Annotated in this window: 13 protein-coding genes and 1 pseudogene; 10 read left to right on the plus strand and 4 right to left on the minus strand. The window is 67.4% G+C overall.

What is annotated here, in order from left to right; translation table 11 throughout:
- The coding region (locus ACJ8AN_RS32715) for a hypothetical protein (RefSeq protein WP_407759469.1) at positions 1 to 222 on the minus strand (222 nt) is incomplete at its 3' end.
- Between the two features lie 1,434 nt (positions 223 to 1,656).
- Between ACJ8AN_RS32715 and ACJ8AN_RS32720 the strand changes: the two genes are divergently transcribed.
- Together ACJ8AN_RS32720 and ACJ8AN_RS32725 are read left to right on the plus strand one after the other, a co-directional pair.
- A complete protein-coding gene (locus tag ACJ8AN_RS32720) occupies positions 1,657 to 5,871 on the plus strand; it encodes an NACHT domain-containing protein (protein WP_407759470.1) in 4,215 nt (1,404 codons plus the stop codon).
- Between the two features lie 551 nt (positions 5,872 to 6,422).
- Positions 6,423 to 6,716, plus strand: a pseudogene (locus tag ACJ8AN_RS32725) (transposase); the annotation flags it as partial.
- A gap of 186 nt (positions 6,717 to 6,902) precedes the next feature.
- On the opposite strand, the gene ACJ8AN_RS32730 reads toward ACJ8AN_RS32725, so the two are convergent.
- Positions 6,903 to 7,490, minus strand: a complete 588-nt coding sequence (locus tag ACJ8AN_RS32730; protein WP_407759471.1) for an AMP-binding protein — start codon at positions 7,488 to 7,490, stop codon at positions 6,903 to 6,905.
- Between the two features lie 193 nt (positions 7,491 to 7,683).
- On the opposite strand from ACJ8AN_RS32730, the gene ACJ8AN_RS32735 reads away from it, so the two are divergent.
- The 8 genes from ACJ8AN_RS32735 to ACJ8AN_RS32770 all read left to right on the plus strand — a co-directional run bounded on the left by ACJ8AN_RS32735 (position 7,684) and on the right by ACJ8AN_RS32770 (position 15,705).
- The gene (locus ACJ8AN_RS32735; RefSeq protein WP_407759472.1) at positions 7,684 to 8,511 is read left to right on the plus strand and encodes a GNAT family N-acetyltransferase; all 828 of its coding nucleotides are present in this window, start codon (positions 7,684 to 7,686) and stop codon (positions 8,509 to 8,511) included.
- A 24-nt stretch (positions 8,512 to 8,535) separates the two neighbouring features.
- Positions 8,536 to 9,585 carry a pyridoxal-phosphate dependent enzyme gene (locus ACJ8AN_RS32740; RefSeq protein ID WP_407759473.1) on the plus strand — a complete coding sequence of 350 codons (1,050 nt, stop codon included), beginning with the start codon at positions 8,536 to 8,538 and terminating at the stop codon, positions 9,583 to 9,585.
- 10 nt (positions 9,586 to 9,595) lie between these two features.
- Positions 9,596 to 10,453 carry a TauD/TfdA dioxygenase family protein gene (locus ACJ8AN_RS32745; RefSeq protein WP_407759474.1) on the plus strand — a complete coding sequence of 286 codons (858 nt, stop codon included), beginning with the start codon at positions 9,596 to 9,598 and terminating at the stop codon, positions 10,451 to 10,453.
- A 237-nt stretch (positions 10,454 to 10,690) separates the two neighbouring features.
- Positions 10,691 to 11,443, plus strand: a complete 753-nt coding sequence (locus ACJ8AN_RS32750; RefSeq protein ID WP_407759475.1) for a polysaccharide lyase — start codon at positions 10,691 to 10,693, stop codon at positions 11,441 to 11,443.
- Positions 11,444 to 11,518: 75 nt separating this feature from the next.
- Complete coding sequence (locus ACJ8AN_RS32755) at positions 11,519 to 13,417, plus strand: serine hydrolase (protein ID WP_407759476.1); 1,899 nt, start codon at positions 11,519 to 11,521, stop codon at positions 13,415 to 13,417.
- A 141-nt stretch (positions 13,418 to 13,558) separates the two neighbouring features.
- Positions 13,559 to 13,939: a hypothetical protein gene (locus ACJ8AN_RS32760; RefSeq protein ID WP_407759477.1), complete on the plus strand. Its 381-nt coding sequence runs from the start codon at positions 13,559 to 13,561 to the stop codon at positions 13,937 to 13,939.
- A 105-nt stretch (positions 13,940 to 14,044) separates the two neighbouring features.
- Complete coding sequence (locus ACJ8AN_RS32765) at positions 14,045 to 14,953, plus strand: DUF6310 domain-containing protein (protein WP_407759478.1); 909 nt, start codon at positions 14,045 to 14,047, stop codon at positions 14,951 to 14,953.
- The gene (locus ACJ8AN_RS32770; protein WP_407759479.1) at positions 14,950 to 15,705 is read left to right on the plus strand and encodes a DUF5953 family protein; all 756 of its coding nucleotides are present in this window, start codon (positions 14,950 to 14,952) and stop codon (positions 15,703 to 15,705) included. Before ACJ8AN_RS32765 ends, ACJ8AN_RS32770 begins: the two co-directional genes overlap by 4 nt.
- A gap of 257 nt (positions 15,706 to 15,962) precedes the next feature.
- On the opposite strand, the gene ACJ8AN_RS32775 is transcribed toward ACJ8AN_RS32770, so the two are convergent.
- Positions 15,963 to 16,559, minus strand: coding sequence for a dihydrofolate reductase family protein (locus ACJ8AN_RS32775; RefSeq protein ID WP_407759480.1), 597 nt, complete (start codon positions 16,557 to 16,559; stop codon positions 15,963 to 15,965).
- Positions 16,560 to 16,796: 237 nt separating this feature from the next.
- A complete protein-coding gene (locus ACJ8AN_RS32780; protein WP_407759481.1) occupies positions 16,797 to 18,155 on the minus strand; it encodes an MFS transporter in 1,359 nt (452 codons plus the stop codon).
- Between the last annotated feature and the right edge of the window lie 31 nt (positions 18,156 to 18,186).

The following is an 18,186-nucleotide window of genomic DNA, read 5'->3' on the forward strand; positions in this document are numbered from 1 at the left end:
CTGGGCGTAGGTGAGGCGCTGGCCGGAGAACTCCACGGCGATGGCCTCGGGGCGCAGGGCGGCCTGGCGCTCCACGAGCGTGTGCAGGCAGGTGTCCGCGGGGTAGTCGGCGGCCGTGGCGTTGAAGGCCACCAGCACCTGGTGCCGCTCGGCCTCGCTCCCGAGGACATGGGGCGACGGCTCCGCTGGAAGGCGGGGGGTGGACGTCTCGGGGCCGGACATGCGTGCTCCTCGGGGGGGAAGGGGCGGGCTAATCCTGTTTTGCGGTGAAGTCTTATCATGGGCTCGCCCCGGTGCTCCAGCAGTTGGGCCGCTGCGCCGCTCACTTTCGCCCCCCGCCCTGCGTCATCAGAACCGGGCCACCACGGTATCAAGAGAGAACGAGGGGGCACCACGTCAGGAGTCATGCCCGTGCGCAGCACCTCCCGCGTCACCTGAGCGGAGGTCTCACGCCGCGCGACCGACCCCGAAAATCTTGCCACGTGGCAACCCCGCGGACAGATCCTGGGTTGCCCACTCATACATAAGTAGAACAAAGGCCCTGCCCTTACGCGTAAGGGCAGAGCCCGGGGGAGGCCGGACTGCTGCCTTGACTTCTGTCAAAACGACAATCGGCCCTCAGCTCCCCGAAACCCTTTCATCACGGCTTCTTCGACAAAATCTCATACATCCCCCATACGAATGGAAATACCACCGCGCCGCCTCGAACAACCCAATACAAAACCAACACCCAAGTCTCTCGAGTTTCTGGACTCATCTTTTCGTATGCCTTCAATAGAGATGAAGCGTTGTTGACACCGTCCGCATGTGCAATTTCGACCTACACCACGGCAACCCGCCCGCACTCGTGCATGCATGCACCAACACCCTTGCGCTCCTGCATGAATCGGATATCTTTTGAGTGCGAGTCGCGGAGTGCCGAGGCACTTCCGTGTGGAGGGCGCCTGCTCGAGCGGCAGGCGCCCTTCGTTTTTCGCAATTGATTGCAATCAGGAGTGCCGAGCGGCCTACACGGCCCTACCCGCTGAAGGGCCTCAGGCCCGCACTTTGCGCACAAAGCCCGAGTTTTGCGCGCAAAACGAGGTCGGCGCGAGCCGCATCCCCGCCTCCCCCATGCGCTCCTTGCATGTATTCAAGGAAGACGCTCGAGCCCCATGCACATGTGCACGCGTGCACTCAGCACGTGCGCTCCTTGAACGCGTTCAAGGAGCACGCGTCATTTGCACGCGTGCAACCCGGAACACCTGCGCTCATGCATTAGCCTCTTCACCTCTCTCCATGGAATACACGTCTCCCGTTCTTGGAGAGCGAACTCGACGTAACGGATTGCGAGTCGCGGAGCGCCGAGACACTCCCCTGGCAGTGCACATCTTCACCCATCCCATGATTTACATGGCCTTACACCTGAGCACCTCCTTGAATTGGGATCTCAGAAAAAGGCCTCTAAAATATACACGCCATATAATTAGTCAACACCAGGACCCAATCACTTCCATGCCCCAGCAGCACTTCGCGTTTTCCAGCACGTAGGAGCTTGGAAGCACATCCCCACCCAACACGTGTCATCAGTGGGCGCCAGGGAAGGACTCCCCAGTCCGCCCCACCCGCCGCCCCGAACTGGGCTATCGTGACGCGCTCCTCATCTCGGGCAGGCGCGTGGCAACTCACCTCCATATTCCCTGGCAGCGCTTCTGGATCCCTCGTGGTGAAGCCCTGCCGCTCTCCCACGAGGGATACCTGAGAGACCCGGCGGACGGCGGGGAGGCGACCTCGAAGCTCGTCTCCTTGACGGCGCTGCTCTCCACGCACTGCGTGGCGCTGCTCGGCGAGCCCGGCATGGGCAAGACGACCACCCTGGAGCAGGAGAAGCAGTCCATCCAGGACCACTGCCGCCGGGTGGGCGCGCAGCTTCTCTGGCGTGACCTGGCGGCGTTCGGAGATGAGGGGCGGCTGGTCAGGGCCCTCTTCGAAGGAGACGGGGTTGCGAAGTGGAAGCAGGGAGACCTTCCGCTCTACCTCGTCCTGGACGGCTTCGATGAGTGCCACCTGCGCATCGAGACGCTGAGCAAGGTACTCCTGAACGAGTTCCGGGAGCTCCCGGTCGAGCGGCTGTTCCTCTTCATCGCCTGCCGCCCTGCCCATTGGCCGCGCAGCTTCGAAAATGGGCTGCGCGAGCTGTGGACGGGGGGAGGATTTGCGGCGGTCGAGCTCGCTCCCCTGCGCAGGCGGGATGTCGAACAACTTGCCCGCGCCAGGGATGTGGATGCGGCGAAGTTCCTCCAGGAAGTCGCCCAGCGAGATGCCACCGCGCTCGCCATCCGGCCCGTGACCCTGGAGTTCTTGCTGAGGGCCTTCAAACAGGGACGGCTCCCCGCGGAGCGGTGGCCCCTCTACTTCGAGGGCTGCGGCCTCCTGGCGCAGGAGAACGATGAATCCCGAGCGGAGTCCGGGCAGCGAGGCCTCCTCGGTCCAGCAGCCCGGCTGGCCGTCGCCTCGCGTCTCGCGGCGCTGACGCTGCTGTCCAATAGGGATGTGATCTGGCTCGGCCAGCACGCTCCCGGTGAGGATCTCCCCAACAGCGTCCGGCTCGAGGAGCTGACGGGAGGCGAAGAGGAAGAGGAAGGCCATGGGCGGCGCGTGCCCATCACGGAAGGGGCGATCCAGGAGACTCTCAACTCGGGGCTGTTCGGCACGGCGGGACCCCGGCTCGCGGGCTGGGCCCATCGCACCTATGCGGAGTTCCTGGCTGCCCTCTTCCTGAAGCGTCGCAAGGTCCCGCGCGAGCAGCTCGCGAGCCTGTTCCGTCATCCGGAGGACGCGGGCCAGCTCATCGTGCCCCAGCTCCAGGAAGTGGCGGCCTGGCTGGCCTCTCAGGATGAAGACTTCCGCGACTTCCTCCTGGAGACGGATCCCTGGGTCCTCCTCCGGAGCGATGCCCTCGCTGCGAGTCACCCGCTTCGCGAACGGCTCATCGACGCGCTCATGGGCACGCTCGAGCGAGGCACGTCCCTGGGAGGAGGCTGGAGCGCCCGGAGCCACTTTCACAAGCTGGCGCATCCAGGCCTGGGAGGGCAGCTCCGCCGCTATCTCCGCGGGCCGCCTTCCGCGGAGCGCGTCCTCACCCTGGCCCTGGACATCGCCGGAGCATGTGGGGAGCGCTCCCTGGCGCCCGACTGCGCTGACATCGCGTTGGACGCGAAGTTCGGGGCGAATGAGCGCATCCGCGCCATCCAGGCGCTGGAGTCTCTCGCGGATGAGGCAGCCCAGGTGCGGCTCCTGCCGTTGGCGCTGTCGGTGGAAGGTGGAGAAGCCGGAGAGCACCTTCAGGAGGCGGCTCTGACCGTGCTCTGGCCCCGGCATGTCTCCACCGAGCAGGCCCTCGACATGCTGCTGAACCGTCCCCGGCATTCCTACCTGGGGGGACGGTTCCAGTCCGCCTGGGAAAAGCGCATGCCGATCGCGGATCTGCCGCTGGCCCTGCGCAAGCTCGCGGAGCCCGCCACTAGGAACAAACCCGGGCGTTACAGCCTGGCCTTCGAGGAAGTCTGTGAGGACCTGCTCCAGAAGGCGTGGGAGCATCTGGAGACCGCTGGCGTCTTCGAGCCCTTCTGTTCCGCCGTGTGGTCCCAGGTGAAATGCTTCAAGGATGTCCTCCCCAATGACGGGGATGGAAAGAGCGCCCCCAATGGATGGGAGCGTCGAGATGAGGAAGAACGCTGGCGGCTCATCGATGCACTCGCCGCGACGCGACCGGAGCCCGAGGATCTGCGGCTGTTGAAGCAGGTAGATCCTTCGCTGCTCTTCCCGCGAGACTTCCATCCGCTATTGCAGCGAGCGCAGCAGGCCGTGTCGCCAGAGGATCAAGCAGGCTGGGCGGAGCTGGCGGCTGGGTTCTTCTCGGGGGAGGACCCCACCCACAGAGCTGCGGCCATCAAGGCCGCGGAGCAGCATGCGCCCATTTCCCATGCATTCTCGTGGCACCTGGAGTCAGGAGACGCGGGCTCGCAGCAGGGAAACCCCGGACCGCGGGCCAGGCAGGAGGAGGGGCCGGAGGAACAACTGCGCCAGAGGTGTGAACAGCTGCTTCTGCGGGTGGAGGGTGGCGACGCGCAGTGCTGGCCCGAGCTTGTCGATGTCCTGTCCGGACCCAAAAAGGACGTGTTCGATCTCTTCGCCCAGTCCCAGCACTGGCACACCCTCCCCGTGACGATGCAGGAACGGCTCGCGCGAGCCGGGTCTCGGTTCCTTCGCACACTCCCGCCAGCGGGAGAGCCCTGGCTGCGGCGAGGAGGGCAGATTCCCTGGGAGGACTGGAGCGGGTACGCGGCCTTCATGTTGCTGGCCCGGATGGCGCCCGCGCTCCTGGACAGCTTCCCCGAATCCGTCTGGAGCAGCTGGGCGTCGCTGATCCTGGCCGCGCCTCGCTGGGAGTCGGACAAGGAGAACGCTCTTCGCCGCAACGTCGTGGCGCTGGCCTCCCGGCACGCGCCCGTCGACGTGAAGAGGAGTTTCCGGCGCAAGCTGGCCGCCGAGGACCTCGGCCGTGGGACTCATCCCTTTCTCGAAAACCTGATGGGGTGCTGGGACGACGTCCTGCTTTCCGTGGCCCTGGAGACGTTCAAGCTCCCGTTCCTGCCGGTGGACCTCTTCCGGCACCTGCTCTGGGTGCTGATGGACCATGACTTCCCCGAGGTCCAATCCCATGCGGAGTCGATCCTCACCTCGAAGCAGAACGTGCCCCGGCAGCTCAAGGTCGAGATAGCCAGAATCCTGCTCTGGCGGGCCCCGGAGAGGACCTGGGGAAGCGTCTGGCCGCTCCTTCAGCGGGATGTGGCCTTCGGCAGGGCCGTGATGGAAGCACTCAAGGCCCACGGAGTGGACGCCGCCATCGCGTTCGGCGTTTTCTCTCCAGCGCAGCTCGTGGAGCTCTACCTGTGGATCGAGCATCACGGGGGCCCCCGTCCTCAGCGGGGAGCGGCTCGCCCGTGGGACCTGGAAGAATCGCCCCGCGATCTGCACTCCATCCAGGGCAGCATCTGGGGAGCGTTGCACAACCAGGCGTCCCGGGAGGCGTGTCTGGCTCTCGAGCGGCTGAACCAGGAGTTGCCCGGCCACGAGATGCTGCGCCTGGCGCTCATCAAAGCGCAGGGGCACTTCCGAGCGGAGACCTGGCAGCCTCCGGGGCCCAGGGAGCTGCTGGCACTCGTGGGCTCGCCCCAGGCACGCATCGTTCAGAGCGAGGCGCAGCTCCTCGAGGTCCTGCTGGAATCGCTCGGCCGCCTTCAGAGGGACCTCCATGGGGAGACACCCGCGCTCGAGTTCCTCTGGAACGAGTGGAAGGAGGAGGGAGAGCCGGTCCGGTTCAAGCCCAAGAAGGAGAACCAGCTCTCGGATTGGATCAAGCGTCACCTCATGCAGGATCTCTCGGGCCGGCGCATCGTCGTGAACCGCGAGGTGGAAATCCGTCCCACGGAGCCATTGCGCGCCGGACAGCGCACGGACCTGCTGGTTCAGGCGATTGCTCCTGGAGCCGAGGGGCGCGACGAGGCCATCAGCGTCATCATCGAGGTCAAGGGCTGTTGGAACGCGGAGCTGTGGACGGCCATGCGGGAGCAACTCGTGGGGCGCTACCTCGCGGAAAACGCCTGCCAGCATGGCATCTACCTCGTCGGTTGGTACGCCTGCACGCACTGGGATGAAACGCGTGCGCATCCCAGCGAAGGACGCGTGAGCACACAGGACCGTGCCCGGCAGCTGCTCGAAGAACAGGCGCGGGAGCTCTCCCAGGGGAACGTCCGGGTTCGCTCCTTCGTCCTGGATGCGGCGTTCCGGGTCGAGAGGGAAGCGCCACCGGCGCGCAGGCGGCGGTGACGGCCGAGCGGGAAGAGGCGGGCCGAAAATCCCCGCCGGCTCACCGCCCTCGCCCATCCCGGCTCCAGCACCCGGTCCGTGAGCGGGCCCACGAGGAGCGGAGCCAGCAGCACGGTGAACGCGGCGATCAACAGCCTCGAGGCGAACACCCTCCCCTGCACATCCGGCATCACCTTGGCCTGCCAGAGCGCCTGGTTGGAGCCATTGACCACCGGGCCCAGCACTCCGCCCACGAACAGCCCCACGGCCCACACCGGCAGCCCCTGCCCCGGTCCGAGCAGGGCCGCCCTCACCGCCGCCCCCCCGCGTCCACCGAAGGTGTCAAACTCGACTTTCGCCATTTTGAGGAGAGCAGGCGGGTAAGCGAGGAGGGCGCGAGCGCAGGAGGAGGGCGGCCAACGGGAATGGTTGAGTAGTCGACCAAGACTTTTCCCGTCCAGTACACCGATGACCGCCCCCTCTTTGAACACGCTGCTGCCGATACTTCTGCTCGTCAGCCCGCCTTCACACGACCCTCGTTTCGCCGCTTCCTCACCCTGTTTGCAGGCTGGGTGCGTACCAGCGGAGTGCACGCCGTCACCGAGGCGCTGGTGGTGGCAGGTGTCTCCGGCACCCTGCACCACGCCGCCTTCCACCGCTTCTTCTCCCGCGCCCGCTGGTGCCTGGACGAGGTGGGGCACCTGCTGCTGCTCAAGCTGGTGGCGCTCGCACCGGGGCCGCTGCGCCTGGTGCTCGATGACACTCTGTGCACGCACAAGGGGCCCAAGGTGTTCGGGCTGGGCGTCCACGTCGACGCGGTGCGCTCTACCCGGAAAACGCGCCTGCTCACCTTCGGCCATGTCTGGGTGGTGCTGGCCGTGTTGGTGCCCGTGCCCTTCTCCGGACGAGTCTGGGCACTGCCCATCCTCTTCCGTCTTTTCCGCACTCGAGCTGACTGCCAGAAGAGAGGGGGACAGCACCTGAAGAAGACACAGAGGACTCCACTTCCCCGCCTCAGCCGAAAGCCGCATGAACTGCGGCTCTCTCCGGGCCTAAAAATGGCGAAAGTCGAGTCTGACACCACGCGTGGGGACGCCCGATTCGGGCGGAGCCGTGGGCAGGCCGTCGAGGTCCACCTCCTCCACGAAGACGCGGGGCAGGTGCGAGGCGGCGGAGAGCCTCGGGGCCAGGGCGCGGGTGGTGAGCAGGACGCGAGGGCGGGAGTCCTCGAGCATGAAGGCCAGCCGCTGCTCGGGGTAGGAGGCATCCAGCGGCACATAGGCGCCGCCGGCCTTGAGGATGGCGAGCAGCGAGACGATGAGCTCCAGGGAGCGCTCGAAACAGAGGGCGACGGGGACGTCGGGCCCGACGCCGTGGCGCCGCAGCAGGTGGGCGAGCCGGTTGGCGCGGGCGTCGAGCTGGGCGTAGGTGAGGCGCTGGCCGGAGAACTCCACGGCGATGGCCTCGGGGCGCAGGGCGGCCTGGCGCTCCACGAGCGTGTGCAGGCAGGTGTCCGCGGGGTAGTCGGCGGCCGTGGCGTTGAAGGCCACCAGCACCTGGTGCCGCTCGGCCTCGCTCCCGAGGACATGGGGCGACGGCTCCGCCGGAAGGCGGGGGGTGGACGTCTCGGGGCCGGACATGCGTGCTCCTCGGGGGGGAAGGGGCGGGCTAATCCTGTTTTGCAGCGAGGTTTTTATCATGGGATGAGAGGGAGCGGAGGGGCGGACGACGGGCCCACCCCTCCTCGTGAGCCTCTCTCGCTTTTTGAGAATTACTGTCATATAGCGCTTCTCCGTTCTCCCTGTTTTCGGAGCCGCTCGAGGAGGCCCTGGCATGGACACGGCTGTCGCTTCTCGCCCCAAGCTCGCCGCGCCCACGCTCGGGACAGGGGCCACGGCGCTGTGTCCGCTCGAGGCCGAGGACGCGCCTCGGGTCGCGCCGCTGTTCGCGCCGTCCTTTCCGAACCTCGCCTTCGTTCACGCCGTCCTCGAGGGCCACATCCCCGGGCAGGCCTTCGCCTCGTGGGAGGGCGGGCGCGCCCGCGCATGCCTGATCGCCACGGGCGCGCCCTTCTGTTTCCTCGCGGGAGAGCTGTCCCCACGGTTCCTGGAGGAAGCCCTGGCGTTCCTCGCCTCGAGGCCCCCCATCACCCTCGTCTGCTCGGCGCCACAGGAGGTCGAGGCGCGGGCCTCCGCGCATGGCTTCGTCGCGGCCGAGCGCCTGCAGTTCGGCGGAATGACTCCGCAGGACGCGCGAAGCCAGAGCGTCGAGGTTCCCGAGCCCTATGAACTGGTCCGGATCGACGACGGCCTGTTCGCGCAGGTGAACTGGAAGGAGATGGTGCACGGCATCTTCGGCTCCGAGCGGGCCTACCTCACGCACCACTTCGGGTTCGGCCTGCTGTACGAGGGGCGGCTCGTGGCCGAGGCGCACGGTGTCGTGGGCGGCGGGCTGGTGGAGTGCGGCCTCTTCACGCAGCCGGAGCACCGCCGCCGGGGGCTCACGACGGTCGTCACCCGGCAGTTGATGAAGCACGCAGGGCAACTGGGGCTGAGGCCGGTCGCCACGTTCTTCGCGGGGAAGCTCGAGTCGGCGCGAGCCGCCACCCAGGCCGGCCTGCGCCAGGAGCACGGCTACCGGGTCTTCACGCTGTCGCGCTGACGCGGAGACAGAGGAGCGCCGCCCATGGCTCACGATGAGCTCGCCGAACACCTCTCACCCGCCAACGTGTCCCGGTTGCGCCAACTCCTCACCCCCCACGTGCGGAGGACGCCGCTGCTGCGCTGCCGGATGGACCTCGACGCCAGGGGCCAGGGCGAGGTCTCCCTCAAGTGCGAGAACCTGCAGCGCACGGGCTCCTTCAAGCTCCGGGGCGCGCTCGGCGCACTGCTCGGCTATCGCCACCACCGCCCCGGCGTATGGCGCCGCATCGAGCAGGACGGCATCGTGACGGGGAGCACCGGCAACTTCGCGCAGGGGCTGGCCTACGCCACGGCCCTGCTGGGCCTGCGCTGCACCATCGTCGTCCCCTCCTCCGCCGCCCCCTACAAGCTCGAGCAGGTTGCCCGCTACAACCCCGAGGCCACGCTCCTCCAGGTGCCCTACGCGAGGTGGCGGGAGACGATGGTCACGGGGAGCTTCCCCGGGCTGCCCGGGTACTTCCTCGCCTCCGAGACGGATGCCTTCGTCAGCCTGGGAAACGCGACGCTCGCCCTGGAAATCCTGGAGGAGCTGCCCGAGGTGGACGCCCTCCTCGTCCCCTTCGGCGGGGGCAACCTGGCCTACAGCCTCGCGAGCCTGGTGCGGCAGCTCAAGGCCGGGGTCCGCGTCTACGCGGTGGAGGTCGCCTCGGGTGCGCCGCTCTCGGCGTCGCTGCAACGGGGCCAGCCGGTGGAGGTCGCGTACCGGGGCTCCTTCGTCGATGGAATCGGCTCGAGCTTCGTCATCCCGGCGCAGTTCCACCGGCTGAAGGAGCTGCTGAGCGGCGCGCTCACGGTGACCCCCGAGCAGATCGCCGAGGCGGTCTCTTTCCTGGCGCTCTCCGAGAAGCTCATCGCCGAGGGAGCCGGGGCGGCCGCGCTCGCGGCGGCGCGCCAGTATTCGGGCGTGTACGGCTGGAAGAACCCGTGCTGCATCGTCAGCGGCGGGGTCATCCATCCCGAAACGCTGGCGTCTGTGTTGCGGACGCCCACGGCCCCCAACGTGAGCGGGCGGGTCGTAGCACCCGCGGCTTGAGAGGAACGCAATGACAAACGAGACACTTCGAATCGAGCCGCTCAGCCCGGCGCTCGGCGCCCGCATCAGCGGCGTGGATCTCTCGCGGGAGCTCGAGGAGGAGGGCTGGAAGGCCATCGAGAAGGCCTTCCACGACCACAGCGTGCTCATCTTTCCGGCGCAGGAAATCACCGTGGCGCAGATGAAGCGCTTCTGCCAGCGCTTCGGGGAGCTGCTGGTGCACGAGCACCTGCTCCCCTTCACGCTGGAGGGCCACCCCGAGTGCATGCGCCTGCACAATGACGCGCAGCGGCCGCCGGGGCTCAATACCTGGCACACCGACAACAGCGGCTGGGCACGGCCGCCACTCGGCACGGTGCTGCATTCGAGGATATTGCCGGAGCTTGGAGGGGACACGCTCTTCTCCAGCATGTACCAGGCCTACGAGGCGCTCTCGCCACCGATGCGCGAGCTCTTCGAGCGGCTCGGCGCGGTGCACGACACGCGCAAGGCATTCGGCCCGGACTACGCGAGCCTCCAGCGCAGCCTCAGCAAGAACGGCATCGACGCGGACAAGCACTTCGCGCACCACGAGCCCGTCGAGCACCCGCTGGTGAAGACGCACCCGGTGACGGGGAGGAAGGCCCTCTACGTGTCGGCGCCCTACGTGACCCACATCCGGGGGCTGTCGAAGGCGGAGAGCCAGGCGCTGCTCGACTTCCTCTATCGCCACATCGAGACGAGCGAGTTCATCTACCGGCACCGCTGGAGCAAGAACGATCTGGTCATCTGGGACAACCGCTGCACCCAGCACCTCGCCGTCGCGGACTATTACCCTCGCGAGCGGTTGATGTACCGCATGAACATCGCGGACGGCGCGAGGAACTGACTGAGAAGGAGGGAGCCCCGGCTTCGCCGGGCCGGTCAGCGTCCCAGGAAGGGCTCGACGGCCGCGACCATCGCCGGGGACTCGAGCTTCCGGCCTTCCGGAGGAGTTGCCCGAGGCTCCCAGCCTCCATTGGAGGGCAGGCAGGCGGCATGCATCGAGGGAAGGCAGACGAGCAGGGCGGAAGGTCCCGGCGCCGCGAGTTGTCCCCCTATCCAACTCGAACGAAAGGAACACCGTTTGAAGAAGTCCTGGCTGCTCTCCGGTCTCCTGATGCTCCCCACGGTGGCGAGCGCGAGTGTGCTGTGGAAGGGCGATTTCGAGACGGGTAACGCCTCGCAGTGGAACAAGGAGGAGAGCGTCAACAGCAACCGGCTCCTCGTGGAGGCCGACCGGGTGCGCGAGGGCAGCTACGCCCTGCGCGTGCAGGTGAACCAGGGCGACAAGCCCATCCAGGCCAGCGGCAACCGCAATGAATTGGTCTACGTGGACGGCACGCTCATGGACGGCAGGGGCGAAGGGGCCGAGCGGTACTACAGCTGGAGCACGCTCTTCGACGAGAGCTACCCCAGCGAGAACACGTGGCAGGTCTTCAGCCAGTGGCACCACACCGGCCTCAATGGCTCGCCGCCGATGGAGTTCTACGTCATAGGCGAGGAGATGAGGATGCGCGTGGGCGGGGAGCAGGCGCAGGACGTGTGGAAGGCCCCGCTGCAGCGCGGCGTCTGGAACGACTTCGTGGTCCACGTGAAGTGGAGCGCCGATCCGAACGTGGGCTTCGTGGAGCTGTACCACAACGGCCAGCAGGTCGTTGCGCCCACCCCCCTGGCCACGCTGTACCCGGGCCAGGGCGTCTATGTGAAGCAGGGCCTCTACCGGAACTCGACCATCGCGCCCGAGGGCGTGCTGTTCCACGACGGCTTCACCGTGGCCACGGACCTGGCGGACGTGCTCCCCCCGGCCGCCACGACCGCGAGCGCCGGAGCCTACTGACCTGTCCGGCCTGCCTTCGTACCGCATGAACATCGCGGACGGCGCGAGGAACTGACTCCCGGCTATCCTGCGCGCATGCGCACTCCCCTCATCGCGGCCGTGGCGGCGTTGGTCATACTGCCCTGGGGCACGCCGCTCGCCGCGGCCCCCTCGCCCACCCCCGCGAGCACCGTGGACAAGGCCCGCCTGGCGAAGGTCGGGGAGCTCCTCGAGGACCAGCGGAAGCAATTGCACATCCCGGGGCTGGCGTTCGCCGTCGTCAAGGATGATGAGGTCATCCTGCTCGACGCGTTCGGTCTGCGCGATGTCGACCGGCAGCTCCCGGCGACTGTCGACACGGTCTTTCCCATCGGCTCGTGCACGAAGGCGTTCACCTCGATGGCGGCGGGGATCAGCCAGGACGAGGGCGTGCTGTCGCTGGACGACTCGCCGCACCGGTACCTGCCCTACTTCAAGCTCGGGGATCCCGAGGCCGACGCGCTCGTGACCTTGCGCGACATGCTCTCGCACCGGACGGGCCTCAAGAGCTACGCCGACCTCGCGGCCGAGTTCGGAGTGCTGACGCGGGAGGAGTACCTGCGCGCCGCGCTCTCGGCGAAGCCCGCCGCCCGGCTCCGCGCGGAGTTCCAGTACTCGAACGCGATGTACACCGCCGCCGGCGAGCTCATCGCCAGGGCGAACCACTCCACCTGGGAGCGCGTCATCCAGACCCGGATTTTCGACGCGCTGGGCATGAAGTCGAGCTTCACCTCGGCGCTGCACGTCAAGGCGGAGGATCATGCCCTCGGCTACGTCTACGACGAGGGGGCCAGGACGTGGAAGGCGGTGCCAACGCCCGAAAGCCTCGAGGTGCTGGCGCCCGCGGGGAGCATGGCGTCCACGGCGCGCGACATGACGCAATGGCTGCGCCTGCTCACCGGGGGCGGAAGCATTGAAGGAAAACGGCTCGTCACCGAGGAAACGTTGCGCGACCTCACCCACCCGCACATCCGGGGCAACGCCGCCTGGTCGTACGCGCTGGGCTGGACGAGCTACGACTGGAACGGTCACCGGGTGGTCGAGCACAACGGCGGCTCTCAGGGGATCAGCGCGCTGGTGAGCTTCATCCCGGAGCGCCGCGTGGGCTTCGTCCTGCTGGCCAACACGTCGCATACCTGGCTGACCCGGATTGGGAACGCCGGGAGCCTGCTCTGGCCAGTGCTGCTCGACGAGACCCCGCCGCCCGCGAGCACCCCGCCCCCCGCCACGCCGTCCGCCGCCGAGAAACCCGGCGCCACGCCGACGATGGCCGGTGACCTTCCGCCGGTGGACGAGCTGCTCGAGCGCATGGTGCAGGCCGCTGGCGGCGTGCGGAATCTCCAGCGGCACACGTCCATGAAGGCGCGTGCGCAGCGCTCCTACGAAAACCAGGGAGTGCGGTCCGACGTCACGCTCCTGGCCAAGGCCCCCGCCATGCGTGTCGAGGACGAGGTATTCACCGCCCTCGGCAAGCGGCTGGGCCGGGTGCGCGTCTTCTTCGATGGGGCCCACGGCGGTCAGCAGACGACGTTCGGCCAGGACTCGACCAACGGCGCGGCCGAGGACGAGCGCGCCCGGCGCGACGCCACCCTCTACCCGCTGCTCGACCTGCGACGCCTCTACAAAGACATCACCCTCCAGAAGCGGAGCCGCGTCGGCGAGGAGGACATGTACGTGCTGCAACTCACCGCGAGCGACGGAAGCACCGTGGTGCTCCACGTCTCGGCCCGGACCGGCCTGGTGCTCCGGCGGGAGGCCAATGGCGAGTCGACGACGTACGAGGATTACCGCAACGTGGACGGCGAGGTGGTCCCGTTCCGTACGACAGCGCGGGGCGCACTGGGAGAGGTGACGACCCAGGTCCAGGAAGTCCGCTTCAATGTCGACCTCCCGGACACGGCCTTCACCGCGGCGGACGCGGCTGGCTTCCGCTCGAAGGGGAAGCCAGCCCCGTGAAGCCCCAAGGAAGGTGTCCAAGGACTCGGTTCAACACCTCTCCTCGCACGAATCGTCTGACTCGACGATGACGATTTTGAGCAGGGGTTTACCGGCGGAGCGATACCAGCGAGCCACCCGCTCCTTGTACTGCTGGAGCAGTTGAAGTTCGACTACGTGGTGCGCTTCCGCCAGTGCATTCAAGTCATGGACGAGAAGGGGGAGAAGAAGAGCGCGGGGGAGTGGGTGCCCGAAACGGGAAGGGCGCTGCGGTTGATGGGGGCCAAGGTGACACAGGACGAGGCGCCTGTGCCCGCGGTGGTGTGCGTGAAGAAAAAGGGGATGAAGGAGCCGTGGTGCCTGGCGACGAGCCTGACGGAGGCCACGGCGGCCTTCGTGGTAGGGCTGTACGGCAAGAGGTTTCGCACGGAAGAGACGTTCCGGGATGTGAAGGATTTGCGCTTCGGGATGGGCCTGTCGTGGGTGAGGGTGAGCTCGCCCGAGAGGCGGGACAGGTTGCTGCTGGTGAGCGCGCTGGCCTGAGGGTTGCTGACCCTGCTTGAGATTCAAGGGCCGACCTGCACGAGGATTGGTTGTCCGTAGCTTGGTGCGGCTTGTATGTGAGTAGCTCTAATGGAGGACCCGGCCATGCGTCTCCGAGCGCGCATCGCACTTCTGCTCTATGTCTCAGCCTGCGCTACGTCAGCGCCCACCCCATCACAGCCAGCGGCCCACGACCCGAGGCTCGCCAACCTCCAGCGAGCGGCGACGCTGCCCTGGACGGACGGGGGGCGTTGCGCCGTCCGCGAAGCTTCCGAGCCCTGGCCCCTGCTGGCGGAGCGGTGCTTTCATGCCCTCGACCATGAGCGGATCGAATTTCACGACACCACGGGACGATGCGCGGTCGCCTCCGCTGGTGCCGCTGGCGTGGGGCTCGGCGTCTGCGTGCTGGCGGCACCGGAGTTCGTCGTGGGAGCGGTGATCGTCGCGGGCGTTGTCGTGGTGGGCTTCGCCCTCAAAGAGGTCCTGGATGCGTATGCGCTGGATATGGGCCGCCCCGAGGTAAGGCCCGTACCTGAAACAGCGCCCGCCCCGTCGAAGCCCGCGCCGAAAAAAAGGCCCAAGCCGGAGCCAAAAGGGCCAGATTTCCCTCCCATTGGGCCAGTCGAAGTCACGGAGCGAGACCGCCGCCGCAGGTGCGAACCCATCCCAGTGCCGCACGAGGGCAAGGATGACGCGCATAACAAGTGCGCCGATCAGTTTCCGCCCAACCGTTATCCCGGAATGGATGTGCTCGTGGACGGAGTGAGCTTCGATGCGCTGCAAGTCGGCGGGCGTGTGCTTTGGGAAATCAAGACCCATCGATTTGACACATACCCTGATTTCATCCGGAGGCGGGAGATTGAGAAGGAGTTGGAGCAGATAGAAAAGGAGCGAGACGCGGCGGCGGCATGCGGATATGGCTACGTGATCGGGGTGAGCACCCAAGCACACAAAGACGCGCTGCTGCGAGCTGATCGATTCCTCAACATCGTCGTCACAGGATGCAAACGATGACCACTCAGAAACGCCTCGATCTGACCGTCTACGCGCCAGCGCTCGCGGCCAATGACGGCCGCACACTCGCTGTGGTCCGTGGTATGGAACGGGCGCTGCCCGGCTTGCGCCTGAAATGGGAAGTGGGCAAAGGAGGGCGCCCCATCGAGTTATCGCAACGCGACGCTTGGCTCGTTGAGGCGACAACACGCGGAAAGCTCCCGCTCCTGTGCAATGGAGACGAGAGTTACCCCGTGACGGTTTCGGGAAGGGGGAGAGCGGGACGCCTCGGTCCGGGCGGTCAGTCGCTGCTCGACGTCCATGCGGAGTTGCCGCTAGACGCGGCTGTTATCGCGGCAGCGGGGGAGATGCTGGACCGCGTAGCGGAGGGCGCTTGCGCGTTCTGGGGACATGCGACGCCGGATGACGCTGCGCTGGACATCGCTTATCAGACGGCCCCCTCGCTGGAAGGGCCGCCGTCCCCACGCCGGGGGCTGCCTGCCCTCAAACTCCTCGAACACATCCGCTCGCCAGCGATTCCCTATTACCTTGGGTGGCTGAACTACTGGTCGCCCGCTGCCGCAGAAGCCATCGGGTTTCCGGACCCGGCCCGCGACGCGGAGCTGTTGTCACGCTCACGGCGTACCGCGACGGGTGGGTGGGTCGTGCAACTCACCGATGTGCCGCTCGACCTGGACAACCCCGCGCACCTGGACGCGCTTAAACGGGCCTACGAGCGCTTCCCGGAGATCGGCGGGCGCTCCACCCCTTGAGGCTCGGCACGGCTCGCAGTGGCCGTGCTCAGGGCGCCGCCTGCTGGCTCACCGGGAAGGTGACGTTCCCGAGGGTGACGGTGCGGGGGCCCTGCGCTTCCCACAGCTTGAGGGTACAGGGGCAGGTGAGTTGCCCCAGTTCCATCTCAGTGCCCACCACGACAAAGCCAAGGGCGCCGGGAGCAATGGCCGACGCTTGCCACGCTGAAAGCTCCACCTCAGCTCACGAATCGTCTGACTCGACGATGAGGGTAGGACTACGCCTTGCGTACTGGGTAGCGCAGGTGTGTAACGCCGACGCCCGGGATCACCGTCGGGTTGCCAAGGACGGCTGGCATGCCGGAGAGGTGGTCAAAGAGTCGAACTCCGGAGCCAAGAAGAACCGCCGCGATGTCGACGTGGATTTCGTCGAGGAGGCCAGCATTCAGGCACTGCTGGATGGTGTCAGCGCCGTGGACCCCAACGGACTTCCCGGCGGCGGCGGCTTTGGCCTGGTTCACGGCGCTTTCGATGCCGTCGGTCACGAAGTGGACAGTCGAGTTGGGTCGCGGCCATCCGGCGGGGATGTGGTGGGTCAGGACGAATGCGGGACCCCAAGCGTGATTTCCGCCCCAGCCCTGGGCGACGTCGAAAGTGCGTCGGCCGGTGAGCATGGCACCAAGTCCGGACGTGAGCTCGCGAAGGTGCTCGGCGCTCGGCCCGGACACCTTGAACGTCATGGGGTCCGACCCTCCGGTCTGGATTTCGACGTCCCCCGAGGTGAAGTACCAGTCGAACACTTCGGCCACGCCATCGTTGAGGTCGGCGACGTAGCCGTCGAGCGACATGGACATGATTGCGACAACCTTCGACATGGCGATGTTCCTTTCGAGAGGTGGAGACTGCGTTCAGGGGATCGCACGGTTACTACGAAAGGGGAGAGGAGGCACAGGCCGGAGCGCAAACAGCTGGCGGGCGCTCAGGCAAGTGTAGCCAGACTCTCGGGCAGCACGGCCAGGCCCAACAAGCTCTTCGCCATGACAGCGGCCTTTCCCCAGGTAGAACACCCTGGAGGATAGGCCTCAAGCCGTCCGGTGCACCCACGGACCCGCCTACGCCGCGCCGGGCTCCACCGCCGCACCGGCTCGCTCCGGTACGGCATCATGGTCGGGCAGCAGTTCCTCCACGCCGCGCAGCGCGGGGAACAGGTAGCCCGCCGCGCCCACCAGCGCCGCGAGCAGTCCACTCAGGACGAAGAGCAACGCCATGCCCGCGCCCGGGCCCGTGCCCACCCACCGGCCGAACACTCCCGCCAGCGCGCCGCCCTCGCGCATCCCGGGCTCCAGCACCCGATCCGTCAGCGGGCCCGCGAGGAGCGGCGCCAGCGGCACGGTGAGCGCGGCGATGAACCGCCTCGTGGCGAACACCCTCCCCTGCACGTCCGGCATCACCTTGGCCTGCCACAGCGCCTGGTTGGAGCCATTGACCACCGGGCCCAACACTCCGCCCAGGAACATCCCCACGGCCCACACGGGCAGCCCCTGTCCCAGCCCGAGCAGCGCCTGCCCCAGCACTCCCGAGAGCACCCAGCCCAGCAGCACCCCGTGCACCCGGCGCTTCGGCCCTCCCCAGGCGCTCATCAACACGCCCCCCACCACTCCGCCCACCGCCCCCACCGACTGCGCCGTGCCGAAGACGAGCTCGTCGTGGTGCGTGCGCTCGAGAATCATCGGCGCGAGCACGGTGAAGCCCAGGCTGTACATCAGGTTGCCGCCGAAGAAGACGAGCTGCAGCCCCAACAGGCCCGGCCGCTCGAGGATGTAGCGGAACCCGTGGAGCGACTCCCGCCACAGCGCGCCCCGCGCCCGCTGTCCTTCCCCGGTGGCCTCGGGGTCCGGCACGTGCACGAGCAGCAACACGCCCACGGCCAGCACGAAGGTGACGACGTCGGTGACGAGAATCCCGGTGAGCCCGATGAAGGACAGCAGGGCCCCGGCGAGCAGCGGCGCGAGGATGCCCGGCCCCACTTCCACCAGCGACATCATCCCGTTGGCCCGGCCGTACTGTGCCTTGGGCACCAGGGTGGTGATGGCGGCCGAGTACGCCGGCCACTGGAAGGCCTGGAACGTGCCCATCACCGCGTTGGCCGCGTAGAGGTGCCAGAGCTCCAGGCGGCCGAGCGCTTGAAGTACCAGCAGCGCCACCGTCCCCAGGCCCGCTCCCAGGTCGCTCACCATCATCATCCGCTTGCGATCGTGACGGTCCACCAGCGCGCCGGCCAGCGGGGAGATGAGCAGGAAGGGCGTCATGTAGAAGACCTGGGTCAGCCCGAGCGCCGTGGCACTGCCCGTCTTCTCGTAGGCCCAGAGCGTCACGCCAAAGGCCGTCATCTGCGTGGCCAGCACGGACACGAGCTGGCCCAGCCAGATGGCCGTGAAGCCCCGCATCCCGCTCAGGCGCGACTGCCTCACGCGCGTGCCTCCATCCACCCACAGGCCTCTG

Origin of the sequence: Archangium sp. (assembly GCF_045802675.1) — a bacterium.
Taxonomy (GTDB): domain Bacteria; phylum Myxococcota; class Myxococcia; order Myxococcales; family Myxococcaceae; genus Archangium.